Raw genomic sequence first — 18,048 nt, forward strand, 5'->3', positions numbered from 1 at the left:
TTTTAAGGAGGAAAAAAGAAAATGGCAAGTTTAGTAGGTTCTAGAGTTGAGAGAAAAGAGGATAAAAGGTTTTTAACTGGTAAAGGCAGATATACAGCAGATATTAATTTAGCAAATCAAACTTACGCGATTTTTGTTAGGTCTCCACATGCAAGAGCATCAATTAAAAAATTAAATATTGATAAAGCATTAAAATCATCAGGTGTAGTAAGTATACTTACTGGTAAAGAAATAGCTGATGATAAAATTGGAGGTTTGATTGCGGGTTGGGCAATTAGAAGTGAGGACGGTACAGAAATGAAGTGTCCTGGAAATCCACCATTAGCTAAAGACAATGTAAATTTTGTTGGAGACCCTGTTGCTGTTGTAATTGCTGAAAGTTTAGCAGAAGCAAAAGAAGCTGCGGAAAAAGTTGAAGTTGATTACAAAGTATTAAAAGCAGTAACAAGTACTGCAGACGCTATGAATGGAGATACTATCCATGAAGGAATTGATAAAAATCTTTGTTTTGACTGGCTATTAGGGGATAGACAAAAAGTTAAAGAAGCATTTGATAAGGCTGACAAAGTAATTTCTATTGATATCATTAATAATAGATTAATTCCAAACGCAATGGAGCCAAGAGCATGTGTTGCTGATTACAACGCAGCATCTGAAGAGATTACTTTATATACAACAAGTCAAAATCCACATTTATCAAGATTGATAATGTCTGCTTTTGGAAATGTAGCTCCTGAACATAAGTTAAGAGTTGTAGCTCCAGATGTTGGCGGTGGTTTTGGTTCAAAAATTAATGTCTATAACGAAGATATTGTTTGTAGCTGGGCAGCTAAAAAAATTAATAGAGCTATTAAGTGGGTTGCAGAAAGATCAGAATCTTTTTTAACTGATATTCATGGAAGAGATCATGTTACTCATGCAGAATTAGCGGTTACTAAAGATGGAAAGTTTCTTGGTTTTAAAAATGAAACTATAGCAAACCTTGGAGCTTATGCTCGAGTATTTGGCACAGTGACACCAACTTATTTATTTGGACCTTGTGCAACTGGAGTTTATGAAATTCCAGCAGCTTATACAAACGTCAAAGCTGTATATACAAATACAGCTCCAGTAGATGCTTATAGAGGTGCAGGTAGACCTGAAGCTACATACACAATTGAGAGATTAGTTGAAAAAGCTTCCATGGAACTAGGGATAGATAAAACTGAACTTAGAATTAAAAATTTCCCTACGGCATTCCCTTTTAAACAGACTTTAGTTCATACAGTAGATTCTGGAGATTATGTTGCTGGAATGGAAAAAGCTAAACAGATGGCAGACTATAAAGGTTTTGAGGCAAGAAGAAGAGAGTCTGAAGCTAAAGGCAAACTTAGAGGTATTGGTGTTACCTCTTATTTTGAAGCATGTGGTATTGCTCCTTCTGCTGCAGTAATGTCTTTAGGATGCGGAGTGGGATTATGGGAGTCTGCAGAAGTAAGATTCAATCCAACGGGACAAGTCACTGTTTACACAGGTTCACACAGCCATGGACAAAGTCACCAAACAACTTTTGCTCAAATAGCTGCGGATGAGTTAGGTGTACCAATAGAAAATATAGACATTGTTCATGGAGATACAGATAAAGGAACATTTGGAATGGGAACCTATGGTTCTAGATCTTTAGCTGTGGGTGGTATTGCTATTGTTAATGCTTGTAAAAAAATAGTTGAAAAAGGTAAAAGAGTTACAGCAAAAATGTTAGAGGCAAATCCTGAAGATGTTGAGTTTAAAGATGGTGAATTTATTGTTTCTAAATCGAATAAAAAGAAAACAATAGGAGAAGTAGCTTTTGCTTGTTATTTACCTGGTGTTAGAGATGAAATGAAATCTCCATTACCAGAAGGTGACGAACCTGGTTTAAAAGAAACTTCTTTTTATGACCCTTCAAACTTTTCTTTCCCAGCAGGAACACATATTGCAGAAGTTGAGATAGATCCTGAAACAGGACATGTGAAGCTTGAAAAATATACAGCTTGTGATGACTTTGGAAGAATAATTAATCCAATGGTTGTAGAGGGACAAGTTCATGGAGGTCTTGCTCAAGGTATAGGTCAAGCATTGTATGAAAACGCAGAGTATGATGAGACTGGTCAGTTGATGACAGGGTCTTATATGGATTATACGATGCCACGTGCAGATAATTTTCCTGAGTTCAATATTGGATATACTTGCACACACGCAACCACAAATCCTTTGGGAGTTAAAGGTTGTGGAGAAGCTGGAGCTATAGCAGCACCACCAACAGTAATGAATGCTGTAATTGATGCTTTAGGTGGACAAGAAGTTACTATGCCAGCTACGGCTGAAAAAGTGTGGAAGGCTTGTAAAAATCTAAAAAAATCTAACTCAAAAGCAGCATAGGAGGTTTATGAAAGATTTTAATTATCATTCAGCAAAAGATAGCAAAGAAGCATCTAAACTTGCTTCATCTAGTTCTGCTTTTTTAGCAGGAGGGATGACTACTATTCCTTCAATGAAGTTAGGTTTAGCCACTTATAAGGATTTAATTGATATAAAAAATATTAAAAAATTAAGTGGAATAAAAGTAAGCGGTAAATCAGTTACAATAGGAGCTGCAACTAAACATGTTGAAGTTGCTAATTCTAAAGATGTTAAAAAAGCAATTCCGTCATTGTCTAGTTTGGCTGAAGGAATTGGCGATCCACAAGTAAGAAATAGAGGAACGATAGGCGGTTCAATCGCAAATAACGATCCATCAGCTGATTATCCATCAGCATGTATAGCTTTAAACGCTACAATACATACTAACGAAAGAAAAATTGAAGCGTCAAAGTTTTTCAAAGGAATGTTCGAAACAGCTTTAAAAAAAGGTGAGTTAATTGAAGCTGTAGAATTTCAGATACCAGAAAAATCAAGCTATCAAAAACATCCTAATCCTGCATCCAGGTATGCAGTTGTAGGTGTGTATGTCGCAAAACATAAAAGTGATGTAAACGTTGCTGTTACAGGTGCAAAATCATGTGTTTATAATGATAAAGAAATAGCAAAAGCACTTTCAGGCAATTTTTATTCTTCATCAATAGACGGAATGGATCTTGATAGTTCTGATATGAACTCAGATATCCATGCTTCTGCAGAGTATAGAGCTAGTTTAGTTGTCACGCAGGCTAAAAAAGCCGTTGATGCTTGTTAGTTAAAAACTATATTTTATCAGATGAAAAATTCATTTGATGAGAAAATTTTAGACGAAGCTCAAGATTGGATAAAAGCTAATCAAAAAGTAGTTTTAGCAACGGTAATTCAAACCTGGGGATCATCACCGAGACAAGTTGGTAGCAGAATGATTGTCAATGAAAAGGGAGATTTTTCAGGTTCTGTTTCTGGCGGATGTGTTGAGTCTGCAGTTGTAAGTGAATGCCTGTCATTAATTAAAGACAATAAGCCTTGTAAAAAAATAGAATTTAAAGTTTCAAACGAGAGTGCATGGGAAGTGGGACTCGCATGTGGTGGAGAAATTGCAGTATATATTGAGCAGATACACTAATGAAATTTAAAACACTTGAAGAAATTTTAAAAAAAAAATCATCAAAAACTGAGTTTGCAATTCTTACAAATTTAGAAAACGGGAATAGTGAGATTTATATACCTGGGACTTCTCCAGAAGGAGAGTTTTCAAAATACACAAATGAAATAGAAAAATTTTTTAAGTCAAAAAAAAATGGGGTTATAGAAAATTCAGAAATATTTGTTGAAACTTATATAAAACCAATAAAAGTAATTATTGTCGGTGCTGTACATATTGCACAATACTTAGTTGATTTTGCAAAAAGTTTAAATTTTGAAATTAGTATCATAGACCCAAGAGGATATTTTGCATCTGAGCAAAGATTTCCTGATATTAGAGTTATTAATAAATGGCCAAAAGAGGCTTTTGAAGAAATTGAAACAAATTCAAATACAGCCTTAATAGCTTTAACACATGACCCAAAAATAGATGATCCTGCTTTACAATTCGCTCTAAAGAATAAATTTTATTATATCGGAGCACTTGGTAGTAAAAAAACTCATGAAAACAGATGTCAAAGATTAAGTGAAGCTGGATTTACTAATGATGAAATCAATTCAATTCATGGACCAATTGGAATTAAACTTGGAGGTAAATCTGCTCCAGAAATTGCTTTATCTATTATAGCTCAACTAGTTTCTGAAACTTATAAAAAGTGATTAGACCAATTAAAATAGAAGATAAAAAAGATTGGGAAAAACTCTATAAAGGCTATGCGGATTTTTATAAAGTTGAAATGAATGATGAAATATTAACAACAGTATGGAAATGGTTATTTGATGAAAATAATGAAGTAAGTGGTGTAGTTTATGAAGAAAATTCTAAAGTAATTGCACTGGCTCACTATAGAAAAATGCCAAGTCCATTAAGAGGAAAATACATCGGTTTTTTAGATGATTTGTTTGTGGATCCAGAGCATAGAGGAAAAAAAATAGGAGAAAAAATAATAAATGAGTTAAAAAATATATCTGTAAAGAATGGTTGGGGATTAATTAGATGGATAACAAGAAACGACAATAAAATAGCTAAAAGCTTATACGATAAAGTCTCTGAAAAAACTACTTGGGATACCTACGAATTAAAATGATTAAAATTATATTGCTTGCCGCTGGTTTGTCCAAAAGAATGAAATCAGAAAATAAACTTATTAAATTATATAAAAATAAACCTCTAATTAATTATTCACTAAATGTATTAAAAAAAAGTAAAGCAAATAAAATCATTATAGTTCTTGGTCATCAATATAAAGAAGTAAAAAAAATAATTAAAAAAAATAAAAAGATTATTTTTACCTATAACAAAAACTATAAAAAAGGAATGGCCTCTTCTATAAAAATGGGATTAAAAAAAGTATCTAAAAATGACGACGGCTTTATTGTAGCTCAGTCTGATATGCCATTTGTTAAACAATCAGACATTAATAAAATTTGCAGATCTATAAAAACTAAAAAATTTTTAGTTCACGCATTAAAATATAAAAATAGATTAGGTAATCCCATTGGTTTTGATATTTCTTTGATAAAAAAATTTAAAAATATTAAAGGTCAGTTTGGAGCAAAGTTTATGGTTAAAAGGCTTAAAAATAGAACAAATTTTATTAATATAAGTAGCCTTAAATCCTTTAAAGATTTCGATAAGGTTTCAGATTTTAGAAGCTGATTTAGTAATTTTAACCCTAAAAAGTAAAAGAATTATTAAAAGTATTAAAAATATAAGTGGCTTAAAAAATATTGTTTTTGATAGCCAAATATAATGAAGTACGCCAAAAATCCCAATTATATAAATTAATCTATGAATTTTTTTCCAATTTTGCTTCAACAGTCTAACCATTTTTTCAGATGATGTTACAGCAAGAGGGATTAATAAAAGCCAAGCTGAAAAACCAATAAAAATAAACTTCTTTTTTAAAACATCATTTATCAATGGTTCAAAATCAAATCTGTAATCTAGACCAACGTAACTCAGCATATGAACAGATGCATAAAAAAACGCGAACAAACCAAGCATTCTTCTAAATTTGATCCATTCTAACGATTTAGTTATTTTCCTAAGTGGTGTCATTGAAAGAGTTAAAAAAATAAAAATTAATGTCCATTCACCAAAGTGATTAATAATTCTATCCACAGGCTCTGGACCTAATTGGTTAAAAACTATTTGATAAGTAATTAAGTAGATTGGCCAAAGCGAGAGAAAAAAAACTATAATTTTAGAATAGCTTCTCAATTTAATTTAATAATTTTTTTTTAAATCCATACCACTATAGAGACTTGCAACTTCATCTCCATAACCATTAAACATTAAGGTCTTTACTCTAGGCGCCCAAACACCTTCACCAATTATTCTTTCAGTTGCTTGAGACCATCTTGGATGATCAACATTAGGATTAACATTTGAGTAAAACCCATATTCTCTAGGAGAAGCCCACATCCAGGACGAGGTAGGCATTTTTTCTACAAATTTAATTTTAACAATTGCTTTGGCACTTTTAAAACCGTACTTCCATGGAATAAATATTCTAAGTGGTGCTCCATTTTGATTTGGGAGTTTTTTACCATATAAACCTGTCACAACTGTTGTTAAAGGATGCATAGCTTCATCAATTCTTAAACCTTCTTTATACGGCCAGTTCAAAACAGGATATCTTTGACCTTTCATCTGCTCAGGATCGTATACACTTTCAAATTCAACAAATTTTGCATTATTAGTTGGATTAACTTTTAATAGTAACTCGCTTAGAGAAAAACCCATCCACGGAATTACCATTGACCAACCTTCAACACACCTTAAACGATATATTCTTTCCTCAGAAACAAACATTTCTGAGATTTCTTCCATTGATAATTTAATTGGTTTTTCAACTTCTCCTTCAATAGCTATTTCCCAAGGGGTTGTTTTAAATATTTGAGAATTTCTATGAGGATCACTCTTTGATGTTCCAAACTCATAATAATTATTATAAGTCGTAATATCTTTATAACTTGTTAATTTATCTCTCTCGCTTGCTAAAGATTTATTTACAAATGGTATAGTAGACATAGCTAGTGAGCTTGCTCCAAGACCTATAGATTTTATGAAAAATCTTCTTTTTTTATAAATACTTTCTGGTGTAATTTCTGAATATTTAAATTTTATCATTTTAATTATTTAGAGATACTCCTTTCAACCACTCACTATCCTCATTTTGATAATGTTCTTTTTTCCAAATCGGAGATCTTTTTTTAATTTCCTCAATTATATATCTAGATAACACAAAAGCTTGATCTCTATGTTTGCAAGCCACACCAATAATAATGCTTTTTTCTTTTAAACTTACATAACCTTTAACATGTTCAATAAATACTGCTTTTTCTTTAATATTTAACTTGTTATCTGCTTCCTCATAAATTTCTTCAAAACTTTTTATAACCATACTTTCTTTGGCATCATAGGTAATACCAGTAACTGATTTATTTTCATTTAAATCTCTTACAGTTCCAACAAAATATATTACAGCGCCAAATTTAGATTGATTTAAAAAATTTTCTGCTTTTGAAATCTCAATCTTCTCATTTTTTGAAGTATCAATAATTTTGGTATGTAGCATTAACCGCCTCCTATAGGAGGTATAATGCTAAAGTTTTGTTTTTTAACTATTTTATAATTGTCTGAGACAATTTTATCATCAGACGAACAAAAAGCTGATGATTTTATAATTTTTTTGAAAGATTCATTTCCTTTAAATTTCATATCAATAAACTCTATCATTTGGTTTCTAAGATCTTTTATTGAGGAATTTTCAATTAATTCAAAATCTAAATGTGATTTAGTGCTAAATTCTCTAGCTGCGCCAAAAAGTTCAACTGATATTTTCATTAAAAAATATTTTCTAAAAAATCTGGAAGCCCATCAGGATTTTTCCATAATCCACTTTTTCCACCTTCTTTAATTAATAATTTTACGTTATCAATTTCAAGATGTGGATTTACTATTTTGCTTAAATCATAAATTGTAATTAAGGCTGAGTTAACTCCCATTATAGCTTCCATCTCAACACCTGTTTTTGCAACTGCAGAAACTACACAAAAAACTTCTAATGAATTGTCTAATTCATTCATAATTATTTTAGTGGCCGTATGGTCAATTGGAAGTGGGTGACACAAAGGAATAAGCTCGCTTGTTTTTTTTACACCCAATACAGCAGATACCTCAGCTAAAGTAATAGGGTCTCCTTTAGGCATCTTCTTATTTTTAATAAGATCGAAAACCTCTTTTCCAACATAAATTTTACCTGACGCAAGCGCTCTTCTAAAAGTTTCTTTTTTTGAAGAAACATCAACCATATTGAAAGAATTTTTTTGAAATATTTCTTTAGCCCAATCTTTAAGATCTTCTTGATTTATAATTTTTAATTTTGACATTAGCCGCCTGTGGTAGATAAATTTTTAGTTAAACCAGTTTCACCAAGTTCCAAATGGTGAGATTCTTTTTTAAATTTCATTTGACCCATTATAAGATCTTGCAATTCATCTATTTGATTATCTTTTTGCAATAAATGTCTTATACTTATTCCAGTATTTCCAAATAGGCATAATCTCAAATCTCCTCTTGATGTAATTCTTAATCTATTACAGCTTCTACAAAAATCTTTAGAGTAGGGCGCGATAATTCCAAATTTCCCTTTGTATTCTGGATTGATATAATTTAGTGACGGCCCAGCATCTTTACCTAAGGTTTGGTAAATCCAATTATTTTTATTTAAATATTCTTTGAAGATTTTTGAGGATACATGGTATTTTTTAAAATAATCTAGGTTATCACCTGTTTGCATTAATTCTATATATCGAAAATCTACTTTGTTGTTTTTTATAAATTCTCCCCAAGAATCAAAATCTTTTTCTGATGCATTTATTCCATTTAAAAGAACTGCATTAATCTTAATATTTTCAAAATTTAAATCTTGTAGGATGTTAATTCCTTTTAAAATCTCTGGTAATCGATCATGACCTGTAACATTTTTGAATGTATTTCTATCCAAACTATCAATGCTAATATTAATACCATTTATCCCACTATCTACTAACATCTTTGCTTTTTTGTCTAAATGATAACCATTTGTGGTAATCACAACTTTTTTTATTCCAGCTTCATCTTTTAAGATTTTAATTATTTCAAAAAAATCATTTCTTACTGTTGGTTCACCGCCAGTAAGTCTTATTTTATTTACACCTAGTTTTGAAAAAACTTTTGCGAGACGTCTTATTTCATCAAGATGAAGAAATTTTCTATTGTCAATTTTATCAATTTGATAACCATTAGGTAAACAATACCCACACTTAAAATTACAAACATCTGTAATTGAAAGTCTTATATATGGAAATGTTCTACCGAAACTATCTATAAGCATGTTTTTTTTATTATTTTTTTATCTTAATAAAAAAAATTACCAACTTCTAGTCTTAGAACCTTTCATTAAAGTTTTATTTTCCAACTGGTCGATAAGAAGATGCAGCTTTTGCAGCTTTTTCTGCTGCTTTGTTAAAATCAACAGCTTCCATGATATTCATGTCTTCAATTGTGCCAGTTGATTGCATTAACATCTTCATACCTGCCATAGTTTCAAAATCTGATCCTTCAATAATAGCTATGAAATCATATGCTCCTCTAAGAGTCATCATTTCTATAAGTTTTCCACCAGCAGCTTCAGTTATTTTTTTTGCAGCTTCTTGTCTATTATCTGAAGGGTTCTTAACGAAACCAGCAAGACCTTGAGTTGAGTATTTACCTAGTACAACAAACTTCATTATTCCTCCTTTTTTATATTTAAATTATAACAAAATTCTCATTTGTTAAAAATGATTTAGGATTAATATGGTTTGAAAATTATTAACTAATTTTTACTTAGTCTATCCATCTCTTTTAATTCAACTTCAAGTTTATCTAGCTCTTCTCCACCAGCCATCATTCCTAATAGCTCTTCTCGGCTAATATCTTTTTTATTAAAAGTTCCTAAGCTTTTACCTCTATTAAGAACAGTAAAACTATTTCCCACAGGATATGCGTGGTGAACATTATGCGTAATTAAAATTACAGCTAAACCTTGTGAAGCCGCTTTTACAATATATTTTAAAACCATTGATGCTTGATGAACACCAAGTGCAGAAGTTGGTTCATCTAAAACTAAAACTTTTGCACCAAAATATATAGCTCTTGATATAGCTAAACATTGTCTCTCACCACCAGACATTGTACCAACTGCTTGAGAAGGATCTCTTACATCAATTCCAATTTGACCCATTCTTTCAGCAGCAATTTGATTTGCCTTTTCAATATCGAAAGTTTTTAAAAAAGGTAGTCCCTTTAATGGCTCTCTTCCCATAAAAAAGTTTCTTGTGACACTCATTAATGGAACCAGAGCTAAGTCTTGGTAAACTGTTCCAATTCCCATATCCAAAGCATCTTTTGGTGAGTCAAAAACAGTTTTTTTACCTTCGATTACTATTTCACCTTCATCAGGTTTATGAACACCAGCTAAAGTTTTTATTAATGTAGATTTTCCAGCACCATTGTCACCAAGTAAACACATGATCTCACCTTTTTTTAATTTCATAGTGACATCTTTAAGAGCAATCACTTTTCCAAAAAATTTACTAATGTTGTTAAATTCAATTAAATTTTCTGACATTATTTTGTCTCTGTTACTCGTTTTCTAATGTAATTATTAAATACTACAGCAATCAACATCATTGCTCCTAAAAAAACTTTAAACCAATCAGTATCAACATCTGTATAAAATATTCCCATCGAAACAGTTCCAAATATTAATGCACCAAAAGCTGCACCAATTGCGGAACCATACCCTCCGGTTAACAAGCACCCACCAACGACTGCTGCTGCAATTGCTTCTAATTCTTTTAAATTTCCTCTCATAGTATCTGCAGAACCAGCATCTAAAACTTGAATAGTTGCAAAAATAGTTGCTGCAACTGCTGTCCCAATAAATAAACTTATTTTAACTCTTCCAACAGGCACACCAACATTTGTTGCACCATTCTTGTCTCCTCCTGATGCAAAAATCCAGTTCCCATATCTAGTCTTCATCAATATCCATGTTGCAAAAAGCGTAGCTGCAATAAACCATATTACTGAAGGAGGAATGCCAGTAGCTAATGGAGTTCCATCAGTTCTTAATGCGATTAAATTCATTGAACCTAACCAAGTAAACAACCATTTGAAAGTGTCAGTTGCAAACATCCACGCGATTGGATCATTCTCAATTAAAACTCTTAAGCCTGGAACTTGTGTTCTTCCTGTAATTAATCTTGTAATTGCTAATGTTGCTCCTCTTAAAATAAACAACATTGCAAGAGTTACTATAAAAGATGGAAGTCCTGTTCTAACAACAAGGATACCATTGAAATAACCAACTAGTACTGCCATAGCAAAAGCAAAAATAATACTTATCCATAAAGGCCAACCCCAATAAATTGCAGGTATTGCTATACAAATTCCTGCAAAACCAATCATTGATCCAATTGATAAATCAAATTCACCACCAATCATTAGCATCGCTGCTGCAATTGCAATTATTCCTAAATTTGCGGAAACATCTAAAAAGTTTAGAGTTCCGTAAGCACTGAACATGCCAGTATCACCTGCAACTATCCCAAAAAATATAAATACTAAAATTGCACCACCAACAGCGCCTAATTCAGGTCTATTTAAAAGTAATCTTAGTTTTGATACTTCTTTAAGTCTTTCGTCTTGACCAGAAGTTTTTTTTGATGCGATACTTTTAGCTTTATCTGACATTAATTTGAATTTTGTTTAGAAAAAAGGCCTAACTAAAAGTTAGCTAGGCCTTTTAAAGTATTTTTTATCTGTAACCTTGAGCTGCCCACTTAATTACTTTAGCTGCATTATCAGGAGTTACGAAACCAGGACCAGTCATAACTACTCCAGCTGGCATAGTTCCATATCTCATGTACTGACCAAAAATTGCTATTGGTAAGTAACCTTGTAGGTATTGTTGTTGGTCAATTAAAAACTCTACTTTACCTGCAGCAGCAGCTTTTAACATTCCTGGTGACATATCGAATGTACCAAGTTTAACAGAACCAACTTTTCCTGCAGCTTCTAAAGCTTTAAGAGCAGCTTCACCTGCAAGACCAGCACCTAAAGTTAGGATAGTATCATATCCACCACCTAATTTAGCAGCAACAGCTTTTTGAATTTCTGTTGGGTCATTAGAAGTTCCTAAGATGTCAACTGATCCACCAAAACCTTTTTTGAATCCAGCACATCTTCTATCTAGCGCAACGTTTCCAACTTCGTGGTTAACACATAGTGCTTTTTTACCACCAGCAGCTTTCATTTTTTGTCCGCCACCTACACCAGCTTCAAACTCAGTTTGTCCAACGTGAGCACTGATACCTAGTGAAGCAAAGTCATCTGAACCAGAGTTCATTGAAATTACTGGAATACCAGCAGCAATAGCAGCTTTAACAGATTTTCCTAAAGCAGCAGCATCTGGAAGAGTAATCACAATACCTTTTGGTTTTTGTGAAACTGCGTTGTCAATTAATTTAGCCATTTCAACCATGTCGAAAGTAGCAGGTGCAGTGTACTTGCAAGATATTCCCATATCTGCACATCCTTTATCTACACCATTCTTAGCAACAGACCAAAACGGGTCGTTAGCTTGTCCGTGAGATACAACGATCACATCTACCGCTAAAGCAGACACTGAAAGCATAACCCAAGCAACAAAAGCTAATAACGATTTATATAATGTTTTCATTATTTTTTCCTCTCGTTTAAATAAAAGTTAACTTTTAATGCGCGGACGTTAACATAAAAAAAACTAGGTTGTAAAGATGACAACTTTAAAATGTATAGGTTTTATACACAGTTTATAATTATTGTAGATTTTCTATTATTAGTTGTATTAAAATTTTATTTTAATTTGTTTTTTTTGTTTCAAAGAACTTGATGCAGCATTAGCGATGATAAGAGCTCTTCTTCCATCTTCAAAACTAGATATGGGTTTGTTTTTCTTAATTGTATATCTAGCCAGTTCATCCAGTTGAAGCTTGTATGCATCAACATATCTATCAATAAAAAAATTAAGAAGAGGTTTTTTTTGAGAAGTGTTATTTTTGGTAAATATTTCCGTCTCGTTTTCTTTTTTATTTCCAGAAATCAACATTCCTTTAGATCCAAACAACTCTACTCTTTGATCATAGCCAAAACTACAATGTCTTGAATTAGCAATTATACATTGCACACCTTTTTTTGATCTTAAAATGCATGAGGCAAGCTCATAATCTTTAATTTTATCAAATTTTTTGTCAGAAATATTGCTTCCTGTTGAATAAATTGACTCTATCTCATCTTTTTCCAAATAAAATCTAGCTAAATCAAAGTCATGTATCATCATGTCTTTAAATATACCTCCCGAAACTTTTAAATAACTTAAAGGAGGAGGGGCAGGATCTCTACTTGTTATTATAATTTTTTCTAGCCGTCCTATTTTTCCTTTTTGAAGCTCTTTTTTTAACGAACTATGACCCGGGTCATACCTTCTATTAAATCCTAACTGTATTTTTGGATTTAGTTTTTTTATTTTTCTTAGGCATTTGTTAACTTTATCAATATTTAAATCTAAAGGTTTTTCACAAAAAATTACCTTTTTGTATTTAGCTGCTTCCTCAATTAATTTGATATGCGTTGGTGTACTTGAGGCAATAAATATTAGATCTATATTTTTATCTTTGAAAGCAATTTGAGGATTGTTAATAGATGTTGAGTTAAATTTTTTCGATAATTTTTGATTAAGTTTTGTATCGATATCAAAAGTATATTTTAATTTAAAACTTTTATGAGAAAATAAGTTCTCAGCATGCATTTGACCAATTCTTCCAAGACCAATTAACGCAACGTTAATCATAGTTTAACCCATTTTTTTGATTTACTAGATTTTTTACATGCATGAATAAATTTAGCAGTTTCATATCCATCATCTTCATTAGGATAAAAAACTCTTTTTTTTGATTTTAATGACTCAGCAAACTCTCTATAAATGTTAGAAAAAGCATCCAAATAACCTTCAGGATGACCAAATTTTATTCTAGAAAATTTTTTTGAAAAACTTGCGTCATGAAATCCTCTTTCTAATATTCTGACAGCTCCTTTTGATGGATTATATTTTAAATAAGTTGGATCATTTTGTACCCATTCTAAACTTCCTTTAGATCCAAAAATTCTTATTCTTAAACCATAAACTCCACCTCTTGCAGTACAACTTGTCCAAAACATTCCTTTAGCACCATTATCAAATTCAATTAATACTTTAGCGTTGTTATCCATTTTAACTATTTTTGATACTTGAGTGATATCAGCAAAAACTTTTTTTGTTTTTAATCCAGACATATAACCGGCAAGGTGACAAGCATGAGACCCAAGTTCGTTTAAAACTGTAGAGACGCCTACAATTTTTTTATCAAGTTTCCAACGAAACATTTTTCTAGAGTTTTTTTTATTTATTGTTTTTCCTTCACTCCAGTCTTGAACATACTCAAAATTAATATCTTCTACTTTGCCAATTTTTCCTTTTTCAATTAATACTTTGGCTTCTCGAACCATGGGGTAGGCTGAATAATTATGTGTTAGAGCATATTTAATTTTTTTATTTTTTTTTATTTTATTAAATAAACTTTTTGCTTGTTTCAGATCAGCGGCAAAAGGTTTATCAGAAATTATATGAATGTTTTTATCGATAAACTTTTCAGCAATAATTTGATGACTTCCTGGCGGTGTCATTATTGACACAACATCAATTTTATCTTTTCGAAGACTTTCTTTGTTGGCCATGGTTAAATAATTTGAATAACATCTATCTTCACTCACACCGATGCTTTTTCCAAACGAAGTTGATTGTTTTGAATCTCTTGAAAAAACTCCTGCTACAATTTCATATTTGTCATCAAACCTTGATGAAATTCTGTGCACGTGACCAATCCAGGAATTAGGTCCACCTCCAATGATACCTAGTTTTAATTTTTTAGATTTCATTTTTAAAACTTATATATATAAGACTTATTTATGTCAGTAAAATTAGGAATAGCGCCGATTGCATGGAGTAATGATGACATGCCAGAATTAGGAGGTGATACTTCTTTAGAACAATGCTTGTCAGAAGCAAGTAAGGCAGGTTTTATTGGAATTGAGTCTGGAGGAAAATTTCCCAAAACATCTGAGGAGTTAATACCTAAATTAAAAGAGTTTAATTTAAATCTTTGCTCAGGTTGGTATGGAGCAAACTTAAGAAAAAATAGTATTACAGAGGAAAAAAATTTAATTCAAGATCAGCTAAAATTATTTAAAGATTGCAATTCACCTTGTATGGTTTTTGCTGAAGTTTCAGGATCGATCCAAGGAGATCCAAACAGAAGACTTTCCACAAGACCAAAAATGGATCTTGATGAAGCTAAAGAGTACTATTCAAAAATTTCTGAAATGGGAAAATATTTAGAAGATGAAGGAATGCCTCTTGCTTACCATCATCACATGGGAACAGTTATAGAAACTGAGGAAGATACCATAAGATTGTTAGAAAATACTGATGACAGTGTTAAACTTACTTTAGATACTGGCCATATGTTGTTTGCTCAGGGTAATTCTCTAAAAATATTAAAAGATTTCAGTGAAAGACTTATTCATATGCACTGCAAAGATATTAGAAAAAATGTTTTAGAAAAATCTTTGAAAGAAGATTTAAGTTTTAGAGGAGCATTTTTAGAGGGTGCTTTTACAGTACCTGGAGACGGCTGTATTGATTACAAGCCACTATTTGATGTATTAAAAGAAAAAAATTATTCAGGTTGGTTGGTAGTTGAAGCTGAGCAAGATCCAGCAAAAGCAAATCCTTTTGAATATGCAAAGATTGGTTATAAATATTTAACTGAAACCTTAAATAGCAGTAATATAGAGATTTTTAAAAATTGATTATCTATAAATAGAAGTAAGTTCGTTGTTTCCTGCTGCAACACAAGGTGATTTAAAACAAGTACCAACAATCCACTCTGAACCTGGATCAGGTAAAAAATTCGAAGACATTACAAAGATCACTCCCATTTCAACGGCTTGACCAGCTTTACCTTCAGCTTTTATTCTTGGATCAGGATCAGTTTTTACTTTTGAGTCATCAGAAAATGGATTTTCAATTTTTAAATTTTCATTGATATAATTAACAACTTTATCAGCTATCCATTCACCATTACATGGATCACCCCAAACAGTGAATTTACCTTCATCGTTATTACCACATTTGTTAATTTCATCATTAATTAGATCAACGACTTTGTTATGATTTTCTTTTACTAAATTAGCTTTAGCTTCAACTGCAGGTCTAGTACTTGCCGTCCAAATTAACATACCAACTACAAAGATTGCAGATGCTGATACTAAAAATTCTAAAAAACCAAAATTTTTGAAATTAATTTTCATTTTATAATTTTACAGTCTTTGATTTTTCCAACTTTTTGTCAAAAAAATCAATAATATTTTGGATTGTTTCTTTACCCATTCTTGTCATGCATTCCTCTGTGAACGCAGCAGTATGTGGACTTAAAAATACTTTATTATTTTTTAATAAAGGATTATTTGGATCAGGTGGCTCGATCTCAAAAACGTCTAAACCAGCTCCAAGAATTAAATTTTCATTTAAAGCTTTATTTAGATCAATTTCATTTATAACTCCACCTCTTGCAGCATTAATTATAATGCAATTTTTTTTCATATTTTTCAGCAAGTTGTAATTGATAATATTCTTTGTTTTTTCATTAAGAGGCACATGAAGAGATATAGCATCCATGTTTTTTGAAGCTTCTTCTAAACTATCTACTTTTGTACCACCATGCTTTTCAATTATTTCTTTGGACACAAAAGGATCATACACAAAAACTTTCATTTCAAATCCCTGACATCTTTTTATTAAAGCCTGTCCAATACGACCAAATCCAGCAATCAATATATTTTTATTCCACAATTCAACAGTTTTGGGTAATTTATTTCGGTCATTGAATTTACCACTTTTAACAGTTTCATCGTACATATTTCCTTTTTTGGAAATATTTAGCAGCATAAACATTACATGCTCAGCTACAGCCACTGCATTTGCGGTTGCTGTAATTGCAAGAGTAATGTCATTTTTTTTTGTGCTTTTTAAGTCTATATTGTCATAACCAACACCATGTCTTGAAATAATTTTAAGTTTATTTGCACTATCAATTACTTCTCCAGCTAGTTTTGCAGTTCTAATTGAAACGCCATCACAATCTTTTATTTTTGTTTTAAGAAATTCGTTATCTGTATTTTCTATAACCTCAAATTCGTAATCTGGATTATTTTTTATAAGCTCTATCCCAGCTTCATGTATAGGTTGGATTACTAATATTTTTTTCATAAGCACTTATACACAAATATAAGTTTTATAAAATATTAATTATTAAATTAAATTAGATAAATCTCTTTTATTATTTTTGAAAGTAGGCAGAGGATATTTAAAAGCAAATTTTCTTGGAATACATTTTTCTTTAGCTTTTTCCCAGAGAGCTAGCCATTGTTTAAAATTTTTAATTTTAAGATTTTTTTTATTTTTACTTCTAACGTAAAAATTGGGAAGGGGCTCTCGTCCTGATGGCTGTCCAGCAACATTATATCTAAGATCAGCACTTATTCTAAAATCATTTGATCTATTTGGTAAAGAACAGTGTATTGAATGTTTGTGCAGAAGTATCACATCACCAATGTTAGCCTCTAAATAAATATGTTTCATATCATCTAACAATTCACTATTTTTTAGTTCTACTTGTCCCCTGTATCCTGAAACGTGATTTAGTAATCCTATTTTATTGATTTTTTTAACAGTAATCATACATCCATTTTTTTTTGTAGTTTTAGTAAAAGGAATCCATACAGTAACCATGTCAGTTAATTTTTGTCCTTTTGTATTTAATACAGCCGCATCCTGATGCCAAGGCGTTCTTCCGCTTAGACCATCATGAATTGAACCTTTTGGTAATTTTTTTTCGGGCTGTTTAATTCTAGTATTTTGAACAGGGTTAGACATTATTTCTTTGCCCAAAATATTTTCTACAACATCCAGAATATTTTTATTAGTAATTAAATTCCATAATGATTGAGTAGCAAAATAATCACTATCTTTTTTTACGTGGTCTCTTGGTAATCGAGTATTAAAATATTGATCCAAATCATTAATATTAAGTTTAGAAATATAAGAGTATTTTTTTTTAAAATCGAAATTAAGAACTTTTTTTACGTCTCTCTTTTTTGCATATTTTTGGATGAGACAATCCATAACAAATTCCATATCATTAAGAATTGGTTTTAAGTCTCTTCTAAAGTTAAGTACATTTTTAATAATCAAGTACCCATTCTCATATAATTTTTTTTGAAGACTATTTGTCATCATTAAAATTTATTTT

22 protein-coding genes are annotated in these 18,048 nt (G+C 31.2%); 7 read left to right on the forward strand and 15 right to left on the reverse strand.

Features of this window, described 5'->3' with window-relative positions:
• Positions 1 to 21 precede the first annotated feature (21 nt).
• From DT059_RS05115 to DT059_RS05140, 6 genes are read left to right on the forward strand one after another with little or no spacing between them, the layout of a single operon-like run.
• Entirely contained in the window at positions 22 to 2,400 is a 2,379-nt protein-coding gene (locus DT059_RS05115; RefSeq protein WP_145597332.1) for a xanthine dehydrogenase family protein molybdopterin-binding subunit, read from the forward strand.
• Positions 2,401 to 2,407: 7 nt separating this feature from the next.
• Positions 2,408 to 3,193, forward strand: a complete 786-nt coding sequence (locus tag DT059_RS05120) for an FAD binding domain-containing protein (protein WP_145597333.1) — start codon at positions 2,408 to 2,410, stop codon at positions 3,191 to 3,193.
• 21 nt (positions 3,194 to 3,214) lie between these two features.
• The gene (locus tag DT059_RS05125; protein ID WP_145597335.1) at positions 3,215 to 3,544 is read left to right on the forward strand and encodes an XdhC family protein; all 330 of its coding nucleotides are present in this window, start codon (positions 3,215 to 3,217) and stop codon (positions 3,542 to 3,544) included.
• Positions 3,544 to 4,224 carry an XdhC family protein gene (locus DT059_RS05130; RefSeq protein ID WP_145597337.1) on the forward strand — a complete coding sequence of 227 codons (681 nt, stop codon included), beginning with the start codon at positions 3,544 to 3,546 and terminating at the stop codon, positions 4,222 to 4,224. The genes DT059_RS05125 and DT059_RS05130 overlap by 1 nt, the downstream gene beginning before the upstream one ends.
• A complete protein-coding gene (locus DT059_RS05135; protein ID WP_145597339.1) occupies positions 4,221 to 4,652 on the forward strand; it encodes a GNAT family N-acetyltransferase in 432 nt (143 codons plus the stop codon). The genes DT059_RS05130 and DT059_RS05135 overlap by 4 nt, the downstream gene beginning before the upstream one ends.
• Positions 4,649 to 5,224: a nucleotidyltransferase family protein gene (locus DT059_RS05140; protein ID WP_145597341.1), complete on the forward strand. Its 576-nt coding sequence runs from the start codon at positions 4,649 to 4,651 to the stop codon at positions 5,222 to 5,224. Before DT059_RS05135 ends, DT059_RS05140 begins: the two co-directional genes overlap by 4 nt.
• Here DT059_RS05140 and DT059_RS05145 read toward each other — a convergent pair.
• From DT059_RS05145 to DT059_RS05200, 12 genes are all read right to left on the reverse strand, one after another.
• Positions 5,207 to 5,689, reverse strand: a complete 483-nt coding sequence (locus tag DT059_RS05145; RefSeq protein WP_240704589.1) for a sulfite oxidase heme-binding subunit YedZ — start codon at positions 5,687 to 5,689, stop codon at positions 5,207 to 5,209. The two genes, DT059_RS05140 and DT059_RS05145, sit on opposite strands and share 18 nt — an antisense overlap.
• A 105-nt stretch (positions 5,690 to 5,794) precedes the next feature.
• Positions 5,795 to 6,700 carry a protein-methionine-sulfoxide reductase catalytic subunit MsrP gene (gene msrP / locus DT059_RS05150; protein ID WP_145597345.1) on the reverse strand — a complete coding sequence of 302 codons (906 nt, stop codon included), beginning with the start codon at positions 6,698 to 6,700 and terminating at the stop codon, positions 5,795 to 5,797.
• A 1-nt stretch (position 6,701) separates the two neighbouring features.
• Complete coding sequence (locus DT059_RS05155) at positions 6,702 to 7,148, reverse strand: molybdopterin synthase catalytic subunit (RefSeq protein ID WP_145597347.1); 447 nt, start codon at positions 7,146 to 7,148, stop codon at positions 6,702 to 6,704.
• Positions 7,148 to 7,417, reverse strand: a complete 270-nt coding sequence (locus DT059_RS05160; protein ID WP_145597351.1) for a MoaD/ThiS family protein — start codon at positions 7,415 to 7,417, stop codon at positions 7,148 to 7,150. The genes DT059_RS05155 and DT059_RS05160 overlap by 1 nt, the downstream gene beginning before the upstream one ends.
• On the reverse strand, positions 7,417 to 7,962 hold the full coding sequence (gene moaC, locus DT059_RS05165; RefSeq protein ID WP_145597353.1) for a cyclic pyranopterin monophosphate synthase MoaC: 546 nt from the start codon (positions 7,960 to 7,962) through the stop codon (positions 7,417 to 7,419). Before moaC ends, DT059_RS05160 begins: the two co-directional genes overlap by 1 nt.
• Complete coding sequence (gene moaA, locus DT059_RS05170; RefSeq protein ID WP_145597355.1) at positions 7,962 to 8,948, reverse strand: GTP 3',8-cyclase MoaA; 987 nt, start codon at positions 8,946 to 8,948, stop codon at positions 7,962 to 7,964. The genes moaC and moaA overlap by 1 nt, the downstream gene beginning before the upstream one ends.
• A gap of 73 nt (positions 8,949 to 9,021) precedes the next feature.
• Positions 9,022 to 9,345, reverse strand: coding sequence for a GYD domain-containing protein (locus tag DT059_RS05175; RefSeq protein WP_080986929.1), 324 nt, complete (start codon positions 9,343 to 9,345; stop codon positions 9,022 to 9,024).
• Between the two features lie 86 nt (positions 9,346 to 9,431).
• Positions 9,432 to 10,226, reverse strand: a complete 795-nt coding sequence (locus DT059_RS05180; RefSeq protein ID WP_072091256.1) for an ATP-binding cassette domain-containing protein — start codon at positions 10,224 to 10,226, stop codon at positions 9,432 to 9,434.
• Positions 10,226 to 11,353: an ABC transporter permease gene (locus DT059_RS05185; RefSeq protein ID WP_023854056.1), complete on the reverse strand. Its 1,128-nt coding sequence runs from the start codon at positions 11,351 to 11,353 to the stop codon at positions 10,226 to 10,228. The genes DT059_RS05180 and DT059_RS05185 overlap by 1 nt, the downstream gene beginning before the upstream one ends.
• Positions 11,354 to 11,417: 64 nt before the next feature.
• Positions 11,418 to 12,341, reverse strand: a complete 924-nt coding sequence (locus DT059_RS05190; protein ID WP_023854055.1) for a sugar ABC transporter substrate-binding protein — start codon at positions 12,339 to 12,341, stop codon at positions 11,418 to 11,420.
• Between the two features lie 147 nt (positions 12,342 to 12,488).
• Entirely contained in the window at positions 12,489 to 13,490 is a 1,002-nt protein-coding gene (gene iolG, locus DT059_RS05195; protein ID WP_023854054.1) for an inositol 2-dehydrogenase, read from the reverse strand.
• A complete protein-coding gene (locus DT059_RS05200; protein ID WP_145597357.1) occupies positions 13,487 to 14,614 on the reverse strand; it encodes a Gfo/Idh/MocA family protein in 1,128 nt (375 codons plus the stop codon). Before DT059_RS05200 ends, iolG begins: the two co-directional genes overlap by 4 nt.
• 30 nt (positions 14,615 to 14,644) lie before the next feature.
• On the opposite strand from DT059_RS05200, the gene iolE reads away from it, so the two are divergent.
• Positions 14,645 to 15,547, forward strand: a complete 903-nt coding sequence (gene iolE / locus DT059_RS05205; protein ID WP_145597359.1) for a myo-inosose-2 dehydratase — start codon at positions 14,645 to 14,647, stop codon at positions 15,545 to 15,547.
• Here the strand turns inward: iolE and DT059_RS05210 are convergent, their stop codons facing one another.
• Genes DT059_RS05210 through DT059_RS05220 form a run of 3 tightly spaced genes read right to left on the reverse strand, consistent with a single transcriptional unit; the run spans position 15,548 to position 18,035 of the window.
• Positions 15,548 to 16,048, reverse strand: a complete 501-nt coding sequence (locus DT059_RS05210) for a hypothetical protein (RefSeq protein WP_145597363.1) — start codon at positions 16,046 to 16,048, stop codon at positions 15,548 to 15,550.
• A 1-nt stretch (position 16,049) separates the two neighbouring features.
• The gene (locus DT059_RS05215; RefSeq protein ID WP_145597365.1) at positions 16,050 to 17,006 is read right to left on the reverse strand and encodes a hydroxyacid dehydrogenase; all 957 of its coding nucleotides are present in this window, start codon (positions 17,004 to 17,006) and stop codon (positions 16,050 to 16,052) included.
• 42 nt (positions 17,007 to 17,048) lie between these two features.
• Positions 17,049 to 18,035 carry a phytanoyl-CoA dioxygenase family protein gene (locus DT059_RS05220; protein WP_145597367.1) on the reverse strand — a complete coding sequence of 329 codons (987 nt, stop codon included), beginning with the start codon at positions 18,033 to 18,035 and terminating at the stop codon, positions 17,049 to 17,051.
• Between the last annotated feature and the right edge of the window lie 13 nt (positions 18,036 to 18,048).

The sequence above is a fragment of the Candidatus Pelagibacter sp. FZCC0015 genome (assembly GCF_007833635.1).
Taxonomy (GTDB): Bacteria; Pseudomonadota; Alphaproteobacteria; order Pelagibacterales; family Pelagibacteraceae; genus Pelagibacter.

Bases quoted from the DNA above. Each gene is read 5' to 3' on its own strand.
- DT059_RS05115 (WP_145597332.1), top strand. From the start codon at position 22: ATGGCAAGTTTAGTAGGTTCTAGAGTTGAGAGAAAAGAGGATAAAAGG.
- DT059_RS05175 (WP_080986929.1), bottom strand. From the start codon at position 9,345: ATGAAGTTTGTTGTACTAGGTAAATACTCAACTCAAGGTCTTGCTGGT.
- DT059_RS05130 (WP_145597337.1), top strand. From the start codon at position 3,544: ATGAAATTTAAAACACTTGAAGAAATTTTAAAAAAAAAATCATCAAAA.
- moaC (WP_145597353.1), bottom strand. From the start codon at position 7,962: ATGTCAAAATTAAAAATTATAAATCAAGAAGATCTTAAAGATTGGGCT.
- DT059_RS05140 (WP_145597341.1), top strand. From the start codon at position 4,649: ATGATTAAAATTATATTGCTTGCCGCTGGTTTGTCCAAAAGAATGAAA.
- DT059_RS05190 (WP_023854055.1), bottom strand. From the start codon at position 12,341: ATGAAAACATTATATAAATCGTTATTAGCTTTTGTTGCTTGGGTTATG.
- msrP (WP_145597345.1), bottom strand. From the start codon at position 6,700: ATGATAAAATTTAAATATTCAGAAATTACACCAGAAAGTATTTATAAA.
- iolG (WP_023854054.1), bottom strand. From the start codon at position 13,490: ATGATTAACGTTGCGTTAATTGGTCTTGGAAGAATTGGTCAAATGCAT.
- DT059_RS05180 (WP_072091256.1), bottom strand. From the start codon at position 10,226: ATGTCAGAAAATTTAATTGAATTTAACAACATTAGTAAATTTTTTGGA.
- iolE (WP_145597359.1), top strand. From the start codon at position 14,645: ATGTCAGTAAAATTAGGAATAGCGCCGATTGCATGGAGTAATGATGAC.
- moaA (WP_145597355.1), bottom strand. From the start codon at position 8,948: ATGCTTATAGATAGTTTCGGTAGAACATTTCCATATATAAGACTTTCA.
- DT059_RS05155 (WP_145597347.1), bottom strand. From the start codon at position 7,148: ATGCTACATACCAAAATTATTGATACTTCAAAAAATGAGAAGATTGAG.
- DT059_RS05125 (WP_145597335.1), top strand. From the start codon at position 3,215: ATGAAAAATTCATTTGATGAGAAAATTTTAGACGAAGCTCAAGATTGG.
- DT059_RS05120 (WP_145597333.1), top strand. From the start codon at position 2,408: ATGAAAGATTTTAATTATCATTCAGCAAAAGATAGCAAAGAAGCATCT.
- DT059_RS05220 (WP_145597367.1), bottom strand. From the start codon at position 18,035: ATGATGACAAATAGTCTTCAAAAAAAATTATATGAGAATGGGTACTTG.
- DT059_RS05200 (WP_145597357.1), bottom strand. From the start codon at position 14,614: ATGAAATCTAAAAAATTAAAACTAGGTATCATTGGAGGTGGACCTAAT.
- DT059_RS05210 (WP_145597363.1), bottom strand. From the start codon at position 16,048: ATGAAAATTAATTTCAAAAATTTTGGTTTTTTAGAATTTTTAGTATCA.
- DT059_RS05185 (WP_023854056.1), bottom strand. From the start codon at position 11,353: ATGTCAGATAAAGCTAAAAGTATCGCATCAAAAAAAACTTCTGGTCAA.
- DT059_RS05160 (WP_145597351.1), bottom strand. From the start codon at position 7,417: ATGAAAATATCAGTTGAACTTTTTGGCGCAGCTAGAGAATTTAGCACT.
- DT059_RS05215 (WP_145597365.1), bottom strand. From the start codon at position 17,006: ATGAAAAAAATATTAGTAATCCAACCTATACATGAAGCTGGGATAGAG.